2 protein-coding genes and 1 pseudogene are annotated in these 3024 nt (G+C 68.7%); 1 reads left to right on the top strand and 2 read right to left on the bottom strand.

Features of this window, described 5'->3' with window-relative positions; translation table 11 throughout:
* Window positions 1-1601, bottom strand: a 1601-nt coding sequence (locus QOC69_RS12965; protein WP_526440044.1) for a phosphotransferase enzyme family protein, incomplete at its 3' end; no start/stop codon positions are given.
* Entirely contained in the window at window positions 1598-2461 is an 864-nt protein-coding gene (locus tag QOC69_RS12960; RefSeq protein ID WP_526440042.1) for an alpha/beta fold hydrolase, read from the bottom strand. The genes QOC69_RS12965 and QOC69_RS12960, both read right to left, overlap by 4 nt.
* A gap of 123 nt (window positions 2462-2584) precedes the next feature.
* Here QOC69_RS12960 and QOC69_RS12955 point away from each other — a divergent pair.
* Window positions 2585-2773: pseudogene (locus tag QOC69_RS12955) on the top strand (VOC family protein); the annotation flags it as partial.
* Window positions 2774-3024: the final 251 nt, after the last annotated feature.

Below are 3024 nucleotides of genomic sequence, written 5' to 3'. Positions count from 1 at the left end.
GCGAGTGCCAGCCACCCTGGCGCCAACTCGGCCGTGGTGAACGTGGGCGCGGGCGGGGCACCCGCCGGACGGATCCCGACCTCGAAACGACGGCCGGCCGCGGCGGTCGCCAGCGCTGCGCCCACGTCGACGTGACCGGCGGTCGCGGCGACGTCGGCGCCCGTCACCGTCAGCTCGTAGTGGTCACCGCGGAGCACCAGTTCGTCGCCGAGGTGGTCGAGCACTCCCGGCCACGGCGCCGCCACCGTGGCGTTCTGAGCCAGCCACAGCGAGATGCCGGTGGGTATCACCTCGGGGCTGTCCTGCCTGAGCGCAGGCGCTCTGGTCAGGCGCGGCTCGCCGAACCGGGTGACGACGAGCGACGCGCCGTCGCGCATTGCTGCCCTTGACAATTCGTCCTCGACGCCGGGTGGCAGCCACGCGCCCGGCCGGAAGGCTCCGTCGAACACGTCGGAGGTCGGGGACAGGTTCAGGGTGGTGACCGATGCCGGATCTAGGCCGGCGATCAACGACCCGCCGGCCACCACGGCGGGTGTGGCGGCCAGTCCGAGTTCGGCGCGGATCACGCCCGTCATCACCTCGATCGGTACCGACGTCGCCTGCTCGAACATGCGCCACTCGTCCTCGGACTGGTCGGTGATGTACGCGTTGTCGGGGTCCAGCGCGGCCTGTTGCGCGCCGCTGACGATGAGCACCGCGGCGCGCAGCACCAGCAGCGGCCACAGCACGTCGGCCTCCGCGGCGGTCAACGGCCGGACCGCGTGAAATGCCTTGATGCCCGGCAGGATCGACGTCGGCGTGGTGCCTGCGTGCCCCAGCACGGAGGACAGGGTGATGGCGAGTTCGGCGACCGCCCAGGTGTCCGAGAGGTCACCGAAGTCGATGACGCCGTCCGGTCGCGGGGCGGCACCGTCGATCCGCGTCACGACGACGTTGGCGTCGGTCAGGTCCAGATGCACGGCCTGGCGCGGGAGTTGGTCGGCGAGCGGCGCGATCCGGGCCCACGCGGCGGCCGCGGCCGCCGTCAACCGGTCGCGGTGCGATGGGTCGTCGACGTGCGAGACGAGGGCCTCGACGACGTCATGGCCGACGCGCAGGTCCCACTGCAGTGCACGGTCCAGGCCGCGATGGCGGAAGCCGGCCAGGGCGCGGCTCACCCGGCCCGCCAGGTCGCCCATGCCCGCGACGACCTCGGGCGACAGGTGACCGGCACCGACCAGGGTGCCGCCTGGCAGATACCGCAGCAACCGGACGTGAGCGGTGCCGTCCAGCAGACCCGTTACCGCCGTGCACTTCTCGCCCGCCAGGTTGGGCAGCGGCACCGCGACCCGCAGCGTTGGCTCCTCGTCGGCGATCAACTCTGCGGCCGTGTCCTGGGCCGCCAACTCGGCCGCCGTGAACGCCGGGTTGGCGATCTTCAGCACGCCGAGCGGTCGGTCGTCGGCGTCGAACACCAGGAAGTTCTTGTCTTGTTGACTGCCAAGCGATTCCGCCCGGGCGGTGAGGCCGTAGTGCGTCGACAACAGGTCTTCGGCCTGTGTTTCGCTGACCTGGGGTGCTGGTAGCTCGGGCTGCTCCAGAAAGTTGAACCCGACTGTCACGGGTTGACGAACCGGACGACGACCTCGCTGAACGCGTCGTTGTCGTCACCGGCCGCCGTGTGCCCGGCCTCGGACAATTCGACGAACTCCGCGCTGGGCACCTTGGCGAGGAAGTCCTCCACGCCCTCGGGGGTTACCACGTCGGACAGCTTGCCGCGGATCAGCAGGATCGGGATCTCGAGGTTGATCGCCGCCTGCTCCAGCATGTCCATCCGTGCGAACGGATCGTCGGCGGGCTTGGTCAGGAACGCCGGATCCCAGTGCCAGTACCAGCGGCCGTCGCGCAGCCGCAGGTTCTTCTTCAGGCCCTCCGGGCTCCGCGGCCTCGGCCGGTGGGGCAGGTAGGCCGCAACCGCATCCGCGGCGTCGTCGAGCGACTCGAAGCCGTCTACGCCGCTGAACATGAAGTCGCGGATCCGGGCGCTGCCGTCCTTCTCGAACCTCGGTACGACGTCGACGAGGACGAGCTTGGTGACCAGTTCGGGACCTGCTTCGTGCGCGGCCGCGATGCCCGTCAGCCCGCCCATGCTCGCGCCGATCAGCACCACCGGTCGGCCGATCTGGTACAGCACCTGCAGCGTATCGGCGCACAGGGCTTCCACGGTGTAGTTGGCGGTGGGAGACCGGTCGCTGTCGCCGTGCCCGCGGCTATCCATGGCGATGACGTGGAAGCCTGCGTCGGCAAGGATCTGACCGGTGTTCTTCCACGAATGCCGGTTCTGACCGCCGCCGTGCAGCATGAGGACGGTCGGGCGGTCTTCGGCCGACGCTGCGCCCCGGTTCCACTCGTCGGCGATCAGGTTGAGGTCGTCGACGCCGCGGAACGTCACGGTCTGCGGCGCGCTGCTCGCAATGGTCACGGGGCATCCTCTCCACCGGCTATCCACCGGCCCTGAGCTCACGTTACCCAGGCGGTTTGCGGCGATGAAGGCGGGTCCGGCCGCGCCACGATGAGTTCGGCCGCCGAGCGGAGTCTGATGGGCATGCCTACCATCACGCCTTCACTCTGGTTCAAGGACGACCTCGAAGAGGCCGCCGCGTTCTACACGTCGATATTCCCCAACTCGACGGTCGAGGGATTCCAGCGCTACACCGAGGCCGGTCCAGGAACTCCTGGCGAAGTCGTCCACGGAACGTTCGTGCTCGATGGACAGCGGTTCATCGGCATAAACGTATAGATTGGGTACATAAGCGCCGAATTACGCTGTGGCGCTTTACAACCGGGCCAGCAAACCCCGTCGCAGACGTTTGACCAGGCGATACTCTGAAAATACCCCTGGATCGGCTACCTATTATATGCCAGGCGGGTGGCATAACCGCAGGTCAGGCTACTAAACGGGGTGGGTAGCTGGTAAGCTTGCGGTACCGGTGTACCAACGCCGGGGGCGGCCAACCCGATCGGAAGCCGTTCGGCCGGGGAGCG

Origin of the sequence: Mycobacterium sp. (assembly GCF_032162105.1) — a bacterium.
GTDB lineage: Bacteria > Actinomycetota > Actinomycetes > Mycobacteriales > Mycobacteriaceae > Mycobacterium.
The sequence above is the reverse complement of the archived record's forward strand: the minus strand, read 5'-3'. Positions and strand labels throughout refer to the sequence as shown.